Source organism: Swaminathania salitolerans (genome assembly GCF_007988945.1).
Classification (GTDB): domain Bacteria; phylum Pseudomonadota; class Alphaproteobacteria; order Acetobacterales; family Acetobacteraceae; genus Swaminathania; species Swaminathania salitolerans.
Map to the genome: position 1 here is coordinate 72,608 of NZ_BJVC01000006.1, position 17,125 is coordinate 89,732.

The 17,125-nt window shown below is 63.7% G+C and carries 13 protein-coding genes; 3 read left to right on the plus strand and 10 right to left on the minus strand.

Annotation, left to right across the window (positions count from 1 at the left end):
- Positions 1 to 36: 36 nt before the first annotated feature.
- The 5 genes from gltX to alkB all read right to left on the minus strand — a co-directional run bounded on the left by gltX (position 37) and on the right by alkB (position 5,275).
- Positions 37 to 1,371 (minus strand): glutamate--tRNA ligase, encoded by a 1,335-nt coding sequence (gene gltX / locus SSA02_RS11450; RefSeq protein ID WP_147094216.1) that lies wholly within the window; start codon positions 1,369 to 1,371, stop codon positions 37 to 39.
- 216 nt (positions 1,372 to 1,587) lie between these two features.
- The gene (locus SSA02_RS11455; RefSeq protein ID WP_147094217.1) at positions 1,588 to 1,962 is read right to left on the minus strand and encodes a hypothetical protein; all 375 of its coding nucleotides are present in this window, start codon (positions 1,960 to 1,962) and stop codon (positions 1,588 to 1,590) included.
- Positions 1,959 to 3,164 (minus strand): beta/alpha barrel domain-containing protein, encoded by a 1,206-nt coding sequence (locus tag SSA02_RS11460; RefSeq protein ID WP_147094218.1) that lies wholly within the window; start codon positions 3,162 to 3,164, stop codon positions 1,959 to 1,961. Before SSA02_RS11460 ends, SSA02_RS11455 begins: the two co-directional genes overlap by 4 nt.
- Positions 3,161 to 4,555: a class II 3-deoxy-7-phosphoheptulonate synthase gene (locus SSA02_RS11465; protein ID WP_147094219.1), complete on the minus strand. Its 1,395-nt coding sequence runs from the start codon at positions 4,553 to 4,555 to the stop codon at positions 3,161 to 3,163. Before SSA02_RS11465 ends, SSA02_RS11460 begins: the two co-directional genes overlap by 4 nt.
- 63 nt (positions 4,556 to 4,618) lie before the next feature.
- Positions 4,619 to 5,275 carry a DNA oxidative demethylase AlkB gene (alkB, locus tag SSA02_RS11470; RefSeq protein WP_306345088.1) on the minus strand — a complete coding sequence of 219 codons (657 nt, stop codon included), beginning with the start codon at positions 5,273 to 5,275 and terminating at the stop codon, positions 4,619 to 4,621.
- A 171-nt stretch (positions 5,276 to 5,446) separates the two neighbouring features.
- Between alkB and SSA02_RS11475 the strand changes: the two genes are divergently transcribed.
- A complete protein-coding gene (locus tag SSA02_RS11475) occupies positions 5,447 to 5,830 on the plus strand; it encodes a hypothetical protein (protein ID WP_147094220.1) in 384 nt (127 codons plus the stop codon).
- Between the two features lie 106 nt (positions 5,831 to 5,936).
- Positions 5,937 to 6,773, plus strand: a complete 837-nt coding sequence (locus tag SSA02_RS11480) for an alpha/beta fold hydrolase (protein WP_147094221.1) — start codon at positions 5,937 to 5,939, stop codon at positions 6,771 to 6,773.
- A 169-nt stretch (positions 6,774 to 6,942) separates the two neighbouring features.
- On the opposite strand, the gene gorA is transcribed toward SSA02_RS11480, so the two are convergent.
- The 3 genes from gorA to SSA02_RS11495 form a co-directional block, all read right to left on the minus strand.
- Positions 6,943 to 8,337 carry a glutathione-disulfide reductase gene (gene gorA, locus SSA02_RS11485; protein ID WP_147094222.1) on the minus strand — a complete coding sequence of 465 codons (1,395 nt, stop codon included), beginning with the start codon at positions 8,335 to 8,337 and terminating at the stop codon, positions 6,943 to 6,945.
- A 103-nt stretch (positions 8,338 to 8,440) separates the two neighbouring features.
- Positions 8,441 to 9,325, minus strand: a complete 885-nt coding sequence (locus SSA02_RS11490) for a ferredoxin--NADP reductase (RefSeq protein WP_147094223.1) — start codon at positions 9,323 to 9,325, stop codon at positions 8,441 to 8,443.
- 142 nt (positions 9,326 to 9,467) lie between these two features.
- The gene (locus SSA02_RS11495) at positions 9,468 to 11,114 is read right to left on the minus strand and encodes a S10 family peptidase (protein ID WP_371859221.1); all 1,647 of its coding nucleotides are present in this window, start codon (positions 11,112 to 11,114) and stop codon (positions 9,468 to 9,470) included.
- A gap of 104 nt (positions 11,115 to 11,218) precedes the next feature.
- On the opposite strand from SSA02_RS11495, the gene SSA02_RS11500 reads away from it, so the two are divergent.
- Positions 11,219 to 13,678, plus strand: coding sequence for a helicase-related protein (locus SSA02_RS11500; protein WP_147094225.1), 2,460 nt, complete (start codon positions 11,219 to 11,221; stop codon positions 13,676 to 13,678).
- Positions 13,679 to 14,047: 369 nt separating this feature from the next.
- Here the strand turns inward: SSA02_RS11500 and dld are convergent, their stop codons facing one another.
- Positions 14,048 to 15,763 (minus strand): D-lactate dehydrogenase, encoded by a 1,716-nt coding sequence (dld, locus tag SSA02_RS11505; RefSeq protein WP_456316337.1) that lies wholly within the window; start codon positions 15,761 to 15,763, stop codon positions 14,048 to 14,050.
- Between the two features lie 80 nt (positions 15,764 to 15,843).
- Complete coding sequence (gene serS / locus SSA02_RS11510; protein WP_147094227.1) at positions 15,844 to 17,112, minus strand: serine--tRNA ligase; 1,269 nt, start codon at positions 17,110 to 17,112, stop codon at positions 15,844 to 15,846.
- Between the last annotated feature and the right edge of the window lie 13 nt (positions 17,113 to 17,125).

The window sequence follows — 17,125 nt, forward strand, 5'->3', positions numbered from 1 at the left end:
CGGCTTTCCGTCACGATCCTTCCCGATGCGGGCGCTTCAGGCGCGCGCCGCATCGCGCAGGCGCCTCAACACACGCTCACGCCCCATGAGCGGCATCAGCCCATGCAGCTCCGGCCCTGCCTCTTCTCCTGTCAATGCGAGACGGATCGGGAGGAACAGGGCCTTGCCCTTCCGGCCCGATCGCTGCTTCAGCGCCTCGATCCAGAGCTTCCAGCTTTCCCCGTTCCAGGGTTCGGGCGGCAGGGTCTCGCGCGCCTCCTCGAGGAATGCGGCCTCATGGCTCAGCGACGGAGAGGCGATCTCCCCCTGCACCACCTCCCACCAGAAAGCGATCTCGCCCGTCAGATCGACATTGCCGCGGATCGTCTCCCAGAATGCCTCGGTCGCTCCTTCGGGCAGGCGGGCGCGCACGTCCTCGAACGCGAGTCCATGCAGCAATCTGCGATTGAGACCGAGAAGATGGGTCATATCGAAACGCGCCGCCGAGCGGGACATGTGCGAGAGATCGTAGGAGGCGATGGACTGCTCGAGGGTCATCGGGACGGGATCGTCCGAGCTTCCGATGCGCGAGAGATAGGAGACGAGGGATTGCGGCTCCATGCCGTCATGGCGCAGCGCCCTGAGCGAAAGCGCATCGAAGCGCTTCGACAGCTTGCCGCCGCCCTCATCGAGAAGAAGCGGGAGATGGGCGAAGGAAAAATGCCCCGGGCGCCCGCCCAGAGCTTCGATGATGTCGAGCTGCACGCCCGTATTGGTGATATGATCCTCGCCGCGAATGATATGGCTCACCCCCATTTCCATGTCATCGACCACGGATGCAAGGGTATAGAGCACGGTTCCGTCCGCCCGGACGAGAACCGGATCGGAGATGGCGGTGAGCTTGACGGAGAGATCTCCCATCACGAGATCGTTCCAGCTCTTGTGCCCGTCCGAGAGGCGGAAGCGCCAGTACGGCGTCTTTCCATTGGCCTCCGCACGCTCGCGCTGCTCCGGAGTGAGACGCAGCATCGCCCGGTCATAGATGGGCGGCTTGCGCGCCTTGAGCCGTGCTTCACGCTTCGCCGCGAGCTCGTGCTCGCTTTCGAAACACGGATAGAGACGCCCCGACGCCTTCAGCGCCTCGATCGCTAGCGCATAGCGATCGAGGCGGTCGGATTGATGGGCGATCTCATCCCAGCCGAGCCCGAGCCATTCCAGATCGGTCTTGATCCCCTGCTCGTATTCGGGTTTCGAGCGCTCGCGATCCGTATCGTCGATGCGAAGCAGAAAGCGCGCCCCGTGCCGTCGGGCATAAAGGGCATTGGCGATGGCGAGCCGGGCATTGCCGACATGGAGATAGCCCGTGGGGCTCGGAGCGAAGCGCAGTTTCATGCTGTCTCTATGCCAAGCGAGGCAGGATTTATCCAGAGCGCAGTCGTTACCGCTCTGTCAGACATATGTGCGCAAGAGACGCGCCTGCCCTCCCCCTGCCCGGGCCTCGCTTTCCTCTCCTGCCTCCGTCGCTATGCGGCCTGCCGCCATGCTGACTGCCGCGATACTGCCTGCCGCGATACGGCCTGAAGGTCGATATTCCGACCCGCCATCGGGTCAGGACCCGATATCCTCGTCATCCTCCACGAGGCGGCGCGGATCGAGCATCCGCCAGTCCCGTTCCATCGGGGTGGCCGGAGCGGCTGCGAAATCCTCCAGCTCGTTGGCCGATTTCCATCCATCCTCGCCGGCCTCCACGACGATCGCATCCTCGCCGAAAGAAAACCAGCTCTCGAGGACCTCGCGCCCGACCGCACCGCCGGTGCGACAACGCTCCATCGAATCTCTTACATAGGCCCGCGCAAATGCATTCGCATGGGCGAGGTCCTGAAAATCCTTGACCTCCTCGACGATCCCTTCCTCGGCACCGCCGGAATTATCGAGAATGCGAACGAACCATCCGCGATCGGGTTCTGCTTCGGAACTGCTCATGACCTTGGCTCCCTGGTCTTGCTTCGGGCTTTCTGCAACAGGAACTCCCGTCCGATCTTTACCCGCTCGACCCCGTCATAGGCCACGATATCGGCCGTGGCATAGGTTTCGCTCCATTTGGCGGGAATGAAGGACCCGGTTCCGACCACATCGAGCGGCGCATGGGCGTCGCGCATCGCCATGCATTTCTCGATACCGAATCCCGACGAGACGATGATCTTCACCTCGGTGAAACCGGCTGCATTCAGACATTCGCGCATCCACCAGATGGCCGCGGCGGATACGCCGGTCCCGACCAGATCCTTGAGCTCGTGATCGGAACGGTAGCGCCGTATGGTTCCCGGCGTGTGCCGCTCCAGAACCCCGTAGGAGGATTGCGGATCGAGCCCCTCGATGAAACGCCCGCCATGGGTGTCGAGACGGACGCTGATACGCCCCTGCGCCGCAAGATCGGGAAAGCGACGGCATACGGCGAGCGCATCCGTGATTTCCTGACCGAAATAATCGACGAGAACGACAAGCGGGTCCTGCGGATAGACCTCGTGATACATCTCGGCGGCCCGCAAGGTCGAGCCCGCATAGCCGATGAGCGCATGCGGCATCGTCCCCAGACCGCGCGTCTGGCCGAAAAACGCTGCCGTCGCGTCATTGGCGCAGCCGACGAACCCTTTCGCCCCCTCCTTGCGTGCCGCACGGGATCCGACAGAGGCGGCGTATCCCATCATCTCCTGCATCTCGAAACCCGCGCAGTGACGTGCCTCCATCGCCATGAACGCGGCATCCGGAAGGGCCAGGGCCATCTGATAGGCGTTATGTGCCGCCACACAGGGCGCGCCCAGTTTCTGGAGCAGCAGCGTCTCGAGCGGCGCCATGCGGCTGAACGGCCCCGTAAGATAGAGCAGGGGCTCTCCCGCCCCCACCCAGCTTCCTTCCGGAAAGACCCGTTCGATCCCGACCTCGAAGCCCTGTTCCCTGGCCACGTTCCCGAGCCAGGTCACCATGAGGCCATGCGCCGCGATCACGGGGCGGCGGACGAAAAGCGCGTATGTGACCCGACACTCGCCGAAATGCTGCACGATGGCCTGCGTCCGGTTGAAGTAAGCATCGGTACGGGCGCCGATTTCTTCCGGCGTGAGCGCAAGATCCGGGCAGGTCGCTGCGTCTAGGGCCGTCCTGCCCTCTTCGGGGCCCGGCGGGGTCATCCCCTCACCGCGCCGTGATCGCGAAAATGTCCGGTCAGCTCCTCGGCGAGAAGAAACGCCATTTCGAGAGACTGCTCGGCATTGAGACGCGGATCGCAGAAGGTTTCGTAGCGACCGGCCAGATCCGCCTCGGTCAGGCAATGGGCGCCGCCCACGCATTCCGTCACATCCTGGCCCGTCATCTCGACATGGATGCCGCCCGGACGCAGACCCGCCTGCTGGAAAACGGAGAAGAACCCCTTCACCTCGGCGAGGATGGAGTCGAAAGACCGTGTCTTGACCTTCTCTGCCGTGGTGATGGTGTTGCCATGCATCGGATCGCACAGCCAGGTGACCGTGCGGCCGCTGCCGCGCACCTTGTCGAGAAGCGGGGGGAGGAAATCGCCCACCTTGCCCGCCCCCATGCGCGAGATCAGGGTGATGCGTCCTGCCTCATCGGTGGGGTTGAGGATATCGAGAAGCCTCTCCAGATCCTCGAGCGTCGTGGTCGGTCCGACCTTGATTCCGATCGGGTTTCCGACACCGCGAAGGAACTCGACATGGGCGCCATCGGGCTGACGGGTCCGGTCGCCGATCCAGAGGAAATGGGCCGAGCAGTCGTACCATTCGTCGCTCGTGCTGTCGACGCGCGTCAGGGCCTGTTCGTAAGGAAGCAGCAAGGCCTCATGAGAGGTATAGAACTCGGTCTCGTTGATCTGGGGCGCGCTCTGGTTGAAGCCGCAGGCCCCCATGAAGGAGAGCGTTTCATCGATACGCTGCGCCAGATCCTGATAGCGTTCGGCAAGCGGCGAACGCTTGACGAAACCGAGATTCCACCGATGCACCTCGTGCAGATTGGCATAGCCGCCCGAGGCGAAGGCCCGGAGCAGGTTCATCACACCGACAGACTGGAAATATCCTGTCTCCATGCGGGCCGGGTCGGGGAGACGCGCAGCCTGCGTGAATTCCGGGCCGTTGATGATATCGCCGCGATAGCAGGGCAAGGTGACGCCATCCTGCGTCTCGGTATCGGAAGAACGCGGCTTGGCATATTGCCCGGCCATCCGCCCGATCTTGATGACGGGCACCTTGGCGCCGAAGGTCAGAACGACCGCCATCTGAAGCAGGACCCGGAACGTATCGCGCACGACATCTGCCGTGAACTCGTTGAAGCTCTCCGCGCAGGCACCCCCCTGAAGGACGAAGGCCTCGCCGCGCGCCGCCTTGGCGAGCTGGCTCTTCAGGCGCCGCGTCTCGCCCGCAAACACCAGGGGCGGATATCGCCGCAGACGGGCTTCGACGGCGTCGAGCGCGGCTGCATCCAGATATTGCGGTGCCTGACGAATGGGGTGCGACCGCCAGCTCGACGGCGTCCAGCCGGCGTGCAGGGCGGATTCGCGGTTCGGGTGCATGAGGGATCGTCCTCCGATATCGAAAAAAAGGGAATTCACTATGGCCCCTATCGCGGCCCGCGCCTAGGGGCCTTGCCGATGCGTCACCCGACGGAAGGTCAGATTCCAGCGAAGCGGCCCTGTCAGACTGTGCGTGCGGCGCGGCAGAGGGGCAACCCCGTGATAGGCAAGACGGGATGGCCCGCCCCAGACCAGAACGTCTCCGCTCTCGACCGCCAGCTTCCGTACCGGGTCGTGGCGCTCCGCACCGCCGAACAGGAAAGCAGCCGTCACGCCGAAAGAGACGGAAACGACCGGACTCGTCAGATCGTCCTCGTCGCAATCGCGATGCAGCCCCATTCGGGCGCCGGTATCGTAGCGATTGACGAGGCAGGATTGCGGCTCGAAACCGGGATACCCCGCACGTTCTGCCGCCTCCCGCGCGAGGTCGCGCCACGACCGGGGCATCGCCGGCCAGGGGCGGCCCGAGACCGGATCGCGCGAAACATAGCGATACCCCGCGCGGTCCGAATGCCAGCCGAACGCGCCGCATCCCGTCATGGCGACCGATAATCTCCTGCCCCCCGGCGTCAGCAGATGATGGGGCGGTGCCAGCGCACAGATCGCCGCGATCCCGCGCAGCGCCTCGCGCTCGATCGATGCGGCATATCCCGGAAGAAAAAGAGCGCCCGGCGCGACACGCTCGGGCATGCGCAGACCGCTCAGGAGATCGTCCATCATTATGACCCTTGCCGCCCGTGCGCGCAGCAACTACTTGCAGAGAGGAAACGTGTAGAGAACCGAAACCGTCTTCATCCGGATCGACTTCCGATCGGGAGCGGCTTCGGAATGACACTCCTGGTCCCCTCCGAGACTTACAGGCGCGGGACGAAACTGCAAGGGATCGCTTTGATGACAAAGCTCCGCCGCGGCACTGTCCTCGCCGCTGTTCTGTTCATCCTGCCCACCAGCACTGCCTGGGCGCAGTTCACCGGTCAGAACGCACCGAACGAAGCGCATGCGCCCCAGAAGAGCGCGGATGGCGGCGTGGAATATCGCGGCAAAGGCGAACACCTGACCGCCAGAGGGCGTCACTCCCTCCCGCCGGGCTATCAGGAAACGCCCAGCACCGAGTTCAAGCACGGGCCGGATCCGGATCATGCCGACAACGTGCAGCGCGACGCCGTGACGGGGGCCGATCTCAGCCATTTCGGCTCTGCCTACTCCAACAGCAGCCCGGTCCAGAGCGGCCAGCTCGGCGATGCGACCGGCAATGGCTGGGTGGCGCCACGCTGATGTGACTGCGTGAAAGGGCCGGTCCGGGGAACTCCCTTGCATGGGGGAGGTTCACGACTCCGCCCTGCGGCGAAGACCCCGGGATGATACGGTCGAGGACAGCACGATGCCTTTTCTGACACTGCGCGACGGAAACAGCCTGCATTACAAGGATATGGGGATCGGTCGCCCCGTGCTCCTGATCCATGGCTGGCCCTTCACCGGGGATATGTGGGAATATCAGACGCTTGCCTTGCTGGAGGCAGGGTATCGTGTCGTGACCTACGACCGGCGCGGTTTCGGTCAGTCGAGCCATCCTTATGGCGGTTACGATTACGACACGCTGACAGCCGATCTCGCCGAACTCATCGCCTATCTCGATCTGACGGATCTGACGCTTGTCGGGTTCTCCATGGGCGGTGGAGAAATCGCGCGCTATCTGTCGCGCAACGGAACGGCACGGCTCAGCGGCGTCGCCCTCATCGCCTCGGTCGTTCCCGGGCTTCTCCAGACGGAGGACAATCCGGACGGCGTGCCGCTCGATGTCTTCGCCGATTTCAAGGCACAGATCCGGCGCGACCGCTTCCTGTTCCTCTCGGAATTCCTCAAGGGGTTCTACGGCGTCACCATGATCCGCAAACCCGTCAGTCAGGCCCTGATCGACTGGAGCTTCACGCTCGGCATCATGGCGAGCCCGAACGCCACGCTGGATTGCATAGACAGTTTCAGCCGGACCGATTTCCGCGACGATCTTCCGGCTTTCACGCTCCCGACCCTGATCGTCCACGGCACAGGCGACAAGGCCGCGCCCTACGAGATTACGGGCAAGCGGGTCAGCGAGCTGATCCCTCATGCGCGCTATGTAGAATATGACAGCGCCCCGCACGGACTTTTCGCGACCGATGCCGAGGCTCTCAATCGCGATCTTCTGGCCTTTCTGCGCGACACGGCAAACGCTGCCTGACGCGTCGTAACAGTTCGCGGCGCGGGAGGAGCCGGCCATCCTCCCCCGCCATACCGATCCCTGCCCCGGGCTTCTTTTCGCTCCCTGTCCTTTCCAGGCGTCTGCCCGATCGCGCCTCTTTCGAGAGGAGGCCGGGACAAGAAAGCGGGAAAAGAGCCGGAGAGAGCGATCAGCCCTCTTCCCTGCGCGATACCTGCCGTGTGGGGCTGCGCATGGTCACGAATTCCTCGGCCGTCGTCGGATGAATGCCGATCGTGCGGTCGAAATCACGCTTCGTCAGCCCGGCGGTGACCGCGATCGCCATACCCTGCATGATTTCTGCAGCCGCCTCGCCCATCATGTGAACGCCGACGACTTTCTGGCTCTCCCGCTCGACCACGAGCTTCATGAACGCCTTGCGATGCCGCCCTGTCAGGGTCTGGCGCAATGGCCGGAACGATGCGCTATAGATATCGATATCCCCTTCGGAGGCCGCTTCTTCCTCGGTCTTTCCGACGCTTGCCAGCGGCTCGGAAAAGAATACGGCCTTGGGTGTCGTATCGAATGACCATGAGCGCGCATGATCCGCGAAGAGATGTTCGGCCAGCACATGGCCTTCCGCGATGGCGACTGGGGTCAGGTTGATCCGGTCGGTCACATCGCCGATCGCATAGATCCCCGGATCCGTCGTCTCGTTTGCCTGATCGACGACCACGGCGCCCCCGGCGATCTTGACGCGGGTCGCCTCGAGGCCGAGACCGTCGATATTGGGCTTCCTCCCCGTCGCGAAGAACACGCAATCGGTCTCGATGGTCTCGCCATTATCGAGCACCACCTGCCGGCGCCCGTCGGAAAGCGGAAGGATCCGCTCGGGCGAAGTCGCCGCATGAACCGCAATTCCGTGCTCTGGCAACGCGTCGCCGAGCTTCTCGCGCAGCTCGTTGTCGAATCCCCGCAGCGGCAGCGACTGCCGGAAGACGAGATCGACCTTCGAGCCCAGCCCGGCAAAGATACCGGCAAACTCGACACCGATATAACCGCCCCCGATGATGCAGATGGAGGCAGGACGTGTGTCCAGATGGAAGGCATCGTCGGAAACGATGCCAAGCTCCGCCCCTTCGATGGGAGGACGAACGGGACGCCCCCCCGTGGCGATCACGATCCGGCGTGCCGTCACGCGCTGGGGCTCCCGGGTCTCGTCCAGCGGGCCCGGCCCGATCTCGATCGTCTGGGAATCCACGAGACGCGCGCGTCCGGTGAACAGCGCCACACCGGCCTTGTCGAGCATCGACCGATAGATCCCGTCGAGCCGGTCGATTTCGCGGTCCTTCGCATCGATCAGGGTTCGCCAGTCATGCCCCTTGTCCTGCATGTCCCAGCCATAGGCCCGGGCATCGGCGGCCAGCTCTGCGCCTTCGGAGGCATAGACCATGAGCTTCTTGGGAACGCAGCCGAGATTGACGCAGGTTCCGCCCCAGTGCCGGGCCTCGGCCACCCCCACCCGCGCCCCGTTCTGGGCTGCGATACGCGCGCAGCGCACACCGCCCGATCCGGCACCAATCACGAAAAGATCGAAATCCGGCATGGTCTTCCTCTCCGAAAAAAGAAACGCGGCCCGGAAGAACCGGACCGCGCATATTCCCTGTCATGCATCCTGTATGCGCCCGTCGAGAACGAGCGGGATGGCCTCAGCGTTCCGCAAATGCCTTCTCGACCACATAGGATCCCTGGTTGCTCATATTGCCCTCGTCGAAACCCAAGGAGAGCAGGAGCTTCTCGGTGTCGGCGAGCATCTCGGGCGAGCCGCAGATCATGACCCGGTCGTGCTCGGGATCGAGCTTCGGCAGACCGAGATCCTCGAAGATCTTGCCGTTCTGGATCAGGGTGGTGATACGATCGGTGACTTCGAAATCCTCGCGGGTGACCGCGGGGTAGTATTTGAGCTGCTGCTTCACGAAATCGCCGAGGAATTCGTGGTTCGGCAGGTCGTGACGGATGTGGTTCATATAAGCCAGCTCGCCGGAGATACGGACGGTATGGCTCAGGATCACATTGTCATAACGCTCGTAGCATTCCGGGTCCTCGATCAGGCTCATGAACGGTGCAAGCCCCGTCCCGGTCGAGAGGAAATAGAGATTGCGGCCCGGACGCAGATTGTCGAGAAGCAGGGTTCCCACCGGCTTGCGACCGACAAGGACGGTATCCCCGACCTTGACATGACGCAGCCGGGAGGTCAGCGGTCCGTCTTCCACCGCAATCGAGAGAAACTCCAGCTCTTCCTCGTAATTGGCCGAAGCGATGGAGTAGGCCCGCAGGAGCGGCTTGCCCTCGATCTCGATGCCGATCATCGTGAACTGCCCGTTTTCGAAACGCAGCCCCGGATCGCGCGTGCAGGTGAAGGTGAAGAGCCTGTCGGTCCAGTGATGGACGCTCAGCACCTCGCAGGCATGCAGATGACCGTATTCCTTGCTCGGCGGGGCGAGATGATACTGCCCCGGATGCCCCTCGACGGGCAGAAGACCCGTAAGCGGTTCGGATATGGTGGGCATCGGCAGGGAAACGGGCGCGTTCATCGGAATTCTCTCTATCGGGAGCCGGCGCATGCGCCGGGGCGGAAGCCGGGGGCGGGCGACCCTTCTGCCGCCCGAAGTGGCGAATTTTCTAGATCATCCGCGCGCCTTTTGAAAACCCCACATCCCCGCCTGTGCAGAATTATTACGACGATTTTGGATGCGTCCTTGCAATAAACTGCGCAACGTTATCGTGCATCTCGTGCAGGGCCGGGAGATGCGCATAGACCATATGCCCCGAGGCGTATTGTCTGATCTCCACGTTTTTGGCGAGCGCACGCGGAATCGGCAGATGACGCATCTCGTAGACGCCTTCGAAATACGGCGTGCCGAGATCGTAATACCCCTGGTTCAGCATCACCTGCAGGGCGGGATTCGCCTTCATGGCCGCAGCGAGATCGGGCAGGACATTGGGTTCGCCGCGCGCGGGCCCGCGCTGATCGGGCTGCTTGTGCAGGAAACTCCACTTCCCGATGCTGTGCGCGCTGACGCGATATTCCATATATCCGTCATTGAAAGACGGGTCGGCCCCGTAATGCAGCGTCTGGCGGGCATAGTCGTTGAACGCCGCAACATAGGCGGATTCCATGGCGGCGGATTGCGGATCGTAGGAGGGACGCTGAGCGAGCGGGTCCATGCTCGGGCCGGAGAACCGGCTGTCGAGGCGACCCGTATCCCTGCCTTCATCCCCCAGAAGGGTCTTCTCGAACTCTCCGCCATTCACACGCAGATTGGCCTTGATGATGTAGGGGACCGGCAAGCCCGTATAGCGATGCAATCTCTCGGCGGTGGCCTTGAGACGCTCATCGGTGATGCTCGTACCGTCCTGCAATGCGGCCGTGTACTCCGTCAGGGCAAAATGCTCGACCTCGGCCAGGAACGCCTTGAGATCGGCAGGCCGGTCGGGGAGCCTGTTATGATACCAGGCCGTGGCCGCAAAACTGGGAAGAGCGAGAACATAAGGCTGATCGTTGCTCGGATTGAGCTGCGGCCTGTCGATGCTGTTCCCGTAATTCAGGATCTGGGAGAGGAGAATGACACCGTTGAGGTCGATCCCCTTCTCGCTGGCGAGAGCATTCGCGACGATGGCAGAGCGGGTCGTGCCGTAGCTCTCTCCGAACAGATATTTCGGCGAGTTGAACCGGTTGTGCCGCGCGAGGAACTGGGCGATGAAATCCGTGAACGCTGCGGCATCGGGATCCGTCCCGTAGAACGCCTTTTCCCGATCCTTGCCCATGATACGGCCGAATCCGGTCCCGGGCGCATCGATGAAAACGAGATCGGTCGCATCGAGAAGGGAATCATCGTTGTTGACGAGCTGATAGGGAGCAGCGGGGGTATGCACGTCGTCGGCGGTCTCGACACGCTTCGGCCCGAGCGCGCCCATATGCAACCACACCGTGGACGACCCCGGACCGCCATTATAGACGAAGGTGATCGGCCTGTTCCGGGCATGTGCGCCCTTCTTGAAATAGGCAACATAGAAGACCGAAGCCACGGCCTGCGGCGCCTTCGGGTCCGGATTGGCATCGTCCCAGTGTTCGGGATGGACGATCAGGGTGCCGCTCTCGGCCTGGTACGGAATCGCCTGGCCACGAATGGTGACGCTGCCTTCGCTCGTCACACGCTGCGGTTTGGTCAGGAAAGCGGGAGCGGGAGGCGAGGCATCGGGGGTCTCGCCCGGCGGCGGCGGAGAAGGAGGAAGCGGCGGCGGGGCTGCGAGGGCCGAGCTGCCGAGAAGGGACGCAAGTCCCAGAATCAGGGGTAATTTGCGTGTAACGTTACTGCGCACGCCGCGCTCCTCTATTTCGTTCCGTCTTCGTAGTGTCTCCAGAAACGTCATCCCTCGCAAGTCTCCCATTGCAGCAATCTGTGTCATCCCGCACAAACGGCTTCATGGATTCCTCACGCTCTTCCTCCGACCGGGCCTCTCCCGATCAGGCCCCGGCCGAACAGGCACTCGCCTCCGCCATCGAGGCAACCGGACTTTCACCGAGCCTCAAGGAAGAGGCGCGCCTCGTGAAACTCGTGGCGCGCAGCCTTCTGCCGGGCGCCAGTACGATCCCGGTCGCGGAATACGAGCGCCTGCTCTGCGAGGTCCGGCGCAAGGACTGGGCGGCTGCCCTCATGAACCAGTCCCGCAGGGCGGGAGAACTCTGGATCAGCAAGGCCGACATCCAGGAGGCCGTCAGTCACGTCCATGATCCGAGCGCAGAGGCGAGCGACCTGCGCGCGGCGCTGGACGAGCGCCTCGCGCTTCGCTTTCGCGATATGGGCCACACGCCGCGAGACGTGCTCGAGGCCGTTCAGGCCGATCTGACCGATGCGGGGCAGTTTCTGTCGGGCGGACAGATCGACCGCCTCGCGCAGGTCATTGCCGCGTCCTTCGGCGTCGAGGATACCGGGTTCGAGGCCGAGCTGATCGCGCAGGAAAAGGCGCGCAAGGCGGAAGAGGAACGTATCGAGGCACGCGCCGAGGCCCGGAGACGCCGCGAAAACGAACGGCTCCGTGCATGGGAAGAGAGCCTCGTCGGTTTCGATCGCGTTCCCGCCCTCCTGCATTGCTCCCCGCGTGAGGCCTTGCGCTGGATGGCGGAGAACCGCCTGCCCGTCGCGCGCCGCACACCGCAGCCCGATGGAACGGAGCTGTTCGAATTCGACCCGGAAGTCCTGCGGCGCCTGCGTCCGCAGCTTGTCGAGTGGCGTGGTGGATCCCGCGAGACGGCAGTGCCGCAGACCGGGCGCAAGGTCGGCAATGCCGTCATCGCCCGTGTCGCGGCGCTCGATCGTTATGTCGCCCATTTCAAGACGGCGCGTGCGCTCAAGCGGCGCATCACCCTCGTGACGGGACCCACGAACTCGGGCAAATCCTATACGGCACTCAACGCACTGGCGAATGCGGAGAGCGGACTCGCCCTCGCCCCTCTTCGTCTTCTGGCACATGAATTCCGCGAGTCGCTGCTGTCGCGCGGCGTCCCGGCATCGCTCGCAACCGGCGAGGAACGGATCGTGTTCCCGGGCGCCCGCCATCTGGCCGCCACGGTCGAGATGTGTCCGTTCCACAACCCGGTCGAGGTCGCGCTCATCGACGAGGCACAGATGCTGATGGACCCCGATCGCGGTGCTGCCTGGACTGCGGCGATCATGGGGGTTCCGGCCCGTCATCTCTATATTCTCGGTGCGCCCGATTGCATTCCGCTCATCCGTCGCATCGCGGAACTATGCGACGACCCGCTCGACGAGATCAGCCTCGAACGCAAATCCCCCCTTCGCGCTGCAGGCGCTCCTTTGCGTCTGCGCGATCTCGAGGCGGGAGACGCCCTGATCGCCTTCTCGCGGCGCGAGGTTCTCGATCTCCGTGCGGAGCTTCTCACCCTCGGCAAACGGGTGGCGGTCGTTTACGGGGCGCTGAGTCCCGAAGTCCGCCGTGCCGAGGCCGCGCGTTTCAACAATGGCGAGGCCGATATCCTGGTTGCGACCGATGCGATCGGCATGGGGCTGAACCTCTCGATCAGGCGCGTGGTGTTCAGCGCGCTGCGCAAATTCGACGGCAAGCAGACGCGCGACCTGACGGCGCAGGAAATCAAGCAGATCGGCGGGCGCGCGGGACGCTACGGCCATCATGAAAACGGCATCGTCGCGGTGCTCGGAGAAGCGGGCACCCCCGCCCATATCCGCAAGATGCTGGCCGCCCCGCCCGAACCGGTCACGGAGCTGCGTCCGCTCGTCCAGCCGGATGCCGATATCGTGCGCGCCGTCGCGGAGGAAATCGAAACGGACAGTCTTTACGGCGTGCTGGTGCGTATCAAGCGCGCCGTGCTGCGCGCCGACGATCCGAACTACCGGCTGGCAGACATGGAGCAGGCATTCGAGATCGCTTCGGCGCTCGAGGGCGTCGAGGGTCTCGGCCTGACCCAGCGCTGGACCTATGCCATGTGCCCGATCGACGAGCGCGATAACGGGATTGCCCGCCTGATCCACTGGGCCAGCGACCATGCAGCCGGTCGGAACGTTCCTCCACCCGGCACGGGGCGCCTCGTGCAGCCCGCCCAGGCCGGGCGCGAGGAGCTCGAACGCGCGGAAAAACGCCACAAGCGACTCGTGGCGTGGCGATGGCTCTCCCTTCGCTTTGCCGATGCCTATCCCGATCGCGAAATGGCCGAGCGGAACACGACGACTCTCAATGACTGGATCGAAGCCGTCCTGCGCCAGCAAAGCCGGGAGCGCGGCCACCAGAAGCGCGGCGGCCGACAGAATGACAATCGCAGCAGGACGCGCGCACCGGCAGGAGACGACACGCGGCGCCCGGTGGGACCACGCAAGGGGATGAAAAAACAGGGAAAATCGAGGCGATGAGATCCGCGTGATTTTTTTCGCGGAATCGACGCAAAAAGTTCTTCCATTCTTCACAAAAAGCGCGCTAGCGTTCTCTTGCGGCAACCGAAGTCGTCTCAAGTAAAGCCCAGGAAATACTTCCGGGGAAGATGCTACACTTCGGCCAACGCAAAATAGTGCGCATCTCGCGCCATGTGAAGAAGGAATACAGATATGTCGTCTGGTTTTTCCGTAAGCACATTCTCCGCAAAAACCCGGACTACGTTCCAGGTTTCCCACGCAGATGCCAAATATAAAGGGGTCGGCCCGCCGTAAGGATGTCCGATGGCCCGCCCGATCCAGCCTGAGGCGGATTTTCGCGCGGGCCTGTTCTCTGCAGGACAGAGACGCTCAGACGCCTTCGGCCTTCCAGTTTTTCCTTTTGGTTGTTTTTCCAATACCGGGATTGAGACAGTTGCAGGGGTCGAGATCCCGGTAGTGGTCAGCCATCGCGGCATCTGCCGTGTAGATATGACCGAGATTATGTTCCGCAGGGTAGCGGGCCCCTCGCGCATCGAGCAGGGCAAGCATCTCGTGCTCGGTCTCCTCAGCCGATATTCCCGGCTTCAGGATATAATCCTGATGCAGGACGTGGCACAGGAAGTGCCCGTAATACAGCTTCTCGATAATCTTCCCGTCCAGCGCATCCGGCAGGGTCTCGAACCATGAGCGGTCGTTTCGCCGCAGGGCGATATCGAGCGCGACGATCGGACCTGACGTCTTCCCGTTGACGGCGCGATACCGCAAGGCAGCTCCGGCTGCCGCGAAACGGTGCAGGAAGGCGCGCGTCCCTTCCTCCTGCGTGCAGGCAAACCAGTCTCCTGCCTCGCCATCGAGGATCGCCCCGAGATCGGCCTCGACCTGCGCCGCGATCCGGGACGAGACGCGCAGGATGAGATGATGGGCGAAGCGCGTCTCGAAAACCCGCATTTTCTCGGGGATCTGATGCGGCAGGAAACGCCCGATGAGCTGGAGCACACGATCGGTGAGATGCTCGGGCAGCAGGGGGATACGCCTGCAGAGATCGTCCAGCCACGCCTTTGCCGCGAACAGACGGGGAATATTGCGCGTCCCGGCATAGCGGATCAGCGCCACCGTATCGCGTCCATAGGCCTCAGCAATGCGAAACGCATCGCGATGCATGTATTCTCCCGCGATCGGAACCTCGTCATACGCCGTCAGAAGATGGCGCCGCAGATCCTCGAGCGTTCCGGTCCCGCTGGTGCCCACATAAAAGACGCGGCTCTCCTTTTCGGCAGGAAAGCTGTCGACCCGCACGGCAAAGACGATCAGCTTGCCCGCGCATCCGGAGGCTTCGAACCAGCGTCGTTCGTCCTGATTGAAACGCGCCGGCGTCTGCGCGTCGATGGCACGCACATGGTCGATATAGGTCGAATCGTGACCCTGCGCGTCCGGCCAGTGGATCTCCCCTGCGGAGAAGGCGCCGCGCTCCAGCCTCTCGAGTGCCCTGACCGGATCCGGATCGAGGACCACGCCCAGATGATTGACGAGCTCGAGACGCCGGTCGGGGGTCACGCGAGCGAACAGCGCCATCTCGGTATAGGCCGGACCACGCTGCACCAGAGCGCCGCCCGAATTGTTGCTGATGCCACCGAGAACCGATGCACCGATGCAGGAGGACCCGATGACCGAATGCGGCTCGCGTCCGTGACGGGCCAGAACCGTCTCGAGCTTGTGCAGCGTCGTCCCGGGAAGGCAGATCGCCTGCCTGCCTCCTCCAAGAAGATGCACCCCGCGCAGACGACGCGTGCTGACGAGAATGACGGGCCGGTCATAGGTCTCGCCATCCGGCGTCGAACCGCCGGTAAGCCCCGTATTCGCAGCCTGAACGATCAGGATCTGATCGGCGGCGACACAGAGCTCCGCCACGCGCCAGAACTCGACAAGCGTGCGCGGACGCACGACCGCGCGGACTTTCCCCGCACCGAAACGATATCCCCTCGTGTAGCGCGCCGTCGCGTGAGGGGCGACGAGCACGTGAGGCGTCCCGACGATCTGGCGCAGCAGAACCAGAAGGCGATCCGCATGGAGGGTCGGTTCGGTCAGACGCATGAGCGTGTTTCTCCTGTGCGGGGCGGAATGACCGGCACGCACGCGCAAGCCGGATTCGGGACCGGATTCGGGGGCTAGCGCGGGTCGAGCCGTGTCAGACCGCCCATATAGGGATGGAGCACGGCGGGAATCTCGATCGCGCCCTCGGCCGTCTGTCCGTTTTCCATGACCGCAATGAGCGTACGCCCGACGGCCAGACCCGATCCGTTGAGCGTATGCACGAAGGCCGGACCGTTTTCCCCGCGATAGCGGGCATTCATACGACGCGCCTGGAAGTCGCGCGTATTGGAGCAGGACGAGATTTCACGCCATGCCTTCTGCCCCGGAAGCCAGCCTTCGAGATCGTAGGTTCTGGATGCGCCGAAACCGGTGTCCCCGGCGCAGAGCAACATGCGTCGATAGGGGATCTCGAGGCGCTCGAGTATCGTCTCGGCACAGCGGGTCATGCGTTCGTGCTCGGCCTCGCTCTCTTCGGGAAGCGTGACCGAGACCAGCTCGACCTTGCTGAACTGGTGCTGACGCAGCATGCCGCGCACGTCGCGACCGGCAGAGCCTGCCTCGGACCGGAAACAGGCAGAGAGCGCGGTCATGCGCAGCGGCAGCGTTCCTGCATCGAGGATCTCACCCGCCACGCTCGCCGTGAGAGGAACCTCCGCCGTCGGGATCAGCCATCGGCCGTCGGTCGTCCGGAACGAATCCTCGGCGAATTTCGGAAGCTTGTCCGTTCCATACATGGCGGCATCGTTCACGAGGAGCGGGACAATCGTCTCGCTATAGCCGAACTCGCCGGTATGCACGTCGAGCATGAATTGCCCCAGCGCGCGCTCGAGCCGCGCCAGCCCGCCCCGCAGGATGGTGAAACGGGCGCCGGACAGTTTCGAGGCCGTCGGGAAATCCATCAGACCGAGGCCTTCGCCGAGCTCGAAATGCTGCTTCGGCTCGAAATCGAACGCCGGCACGCTGCCCCGCTGATGCACGATGCGGTTATCGGCCTCATCCCTGCCATCGGGCACGGAGTCGTCCAGCCGGTTGGGCAAGGTCGCGAGAATGCCGACGATCTCGTCATCGATCGCCGAGGCCGTCGTCTCGAGTGCGGCGATCCGGTCGCGCAAGGCAACGGCCTGCTGCTCGAGTTCGGTCGTATCCGCGCCGCTCCGCTTGCCCTGGCCTATATCCCTGGCAAGGATCTTGCGCTGCGCCTGCTGCTCCTGCAACGCCTGAAGGGCCGCACGACGCTCCTCGTCGCGACGCACCAGATCCTCTGCGACAGGCGACACCCCCCGGCGGGCGAGAGCGGCGTCGAAGCGGGCGGGGTCGGCGCGAAGGGCGCGCAAATCGTGCATGTCGGTCGGGTTC

Coding starts and splice junctions, on each gene's coding strand:
- SSA02_RS11465 (WP_147094219.1), bottom strand. CDS start 4,555: ATGCACCCGAACCGCGAATCCGCCCTGCACGCCGGCTGGACGCCGTCG.
- alkB (WP_306345088.1), bottom strand. CDS start 5,275: ATGATGGACGATCTCCTGAGCGGTCTGCGCATGCCCGAGCGTGTCGCG.
- SSA02_RS11480 (WP_147094221.1), top strand. CDS start 5,937: ATGCCTTTTCTGACACTGCGCGACGGAAACAGCCTGCATTACAAGGAT.
- SSA02_RS11490 (WP_147094223.1), bottom strand. CDS start 9,325: ATGAACGCGCCCGTTTCCCTGCCGATGCCCACCATATCCGAACCGCTT.
- SSA02_RS11460 (WP_147094218.1), bottom strand. CDS start 3,164: ATGACCCCGCCGGGCCCCGAAGAGGGCAGGACGGCCCTAGACGCAGCG.
- SSA02_RS11455 (WP_147094217.1), bottom strand. CDS start 1,962: ATGAGCAGTTCCGAAGCAGAACCCGATCGCGGATGGTTCGTTCGCATT.
- gorA (WP_147094222.1), bottom strand. CDS start 8,337: ATGCCGGATTTCGATCTTTTCGTGATTGGTGCCGGATCGGGCGGTGTG.
- gltX (WP_147094216.1), bottom strand. CDS start 1,371: ATGAAACTGCGCTTCGCTCCGAGCCCCACGGGCTATCTCCATGTCGGC.
- SSA02_RS11500 (WP_147094225.1), top strand. CDS start 11,219: ATGGATTCCTCACGCTCTTCCTCCGACCGGGCCTCTCCCGATCAGGCC.
- serS (WP_147094227.1), bottom strand. CDS start 17,112: ATGCACGATTTGCGCGCCCTTCGCGCCGACCCCGCCCGCTTCGACGCC.
- SSA02_RS11475 (WP_147094220.1), top strand. CDS start 5,447: ATGACAAAGCTCCGCCGCGGCACTGTCCTCGCCGCTGTTCTGTTCATC.